We start from the raw sequence: 371 nt of genomic DNA on the forward strand, positions 1-371 counted from the left end.
CTCGAGCCCCTCGAAAACCTCCACCATGTCGGCCAGCTTCCCTATGTCCATCGGTCGCCCAAAAAGACAGGACGCTACACAAAACAAGGGCCTGTGAACAGGGGTGTTGCAAGTGCTTGATCGTGAAAATCATTCTGGAGTGGTCAACGACAAGCGGGTAGCTGCGGTAGCCCTGGACCACACCCCGGTCGAGATCGTTGCGCGCTACAAGGCCTTGGCCGACATCGAGCGCGGATTCCGTGTACTCAAGAGCGAAATCGAGATCGCCCCCGTCTATCACCGCTTGCCCGAGCGCATCCGTGCCCACGCCTTCATCTGCTTCCTCGCACTGGTGCTGTACCGCGTGTTGCGCATGCGACTCAAGGCCAGCG

The 371-nt window shown here is 59.6% G+C and carries 1 pseudogene; it reads left to right on the forward strand.

Going from position 1 to position 371, the window contains the following annotated elements:
* Window positions 1–193: 193 nt before the first annotated feature.
* Window positions 194–371, forward strand: a pseudogene (locus tag DNK49_RS23470) (IS1634-like element ISCARN23 family transposase); the annotation flags it as partial.

The sequence above is a fragment of the Parazoarcus communis SWub3 = DSM 12120 genome, from assembly GCF_003226565.1.
GTDB lineage: Bacteria > Pseudomonadota > Gammaproteobacteria > Burkholderiales > Rhodocyclaceae > Parazoarcus > Parazoarcus communis.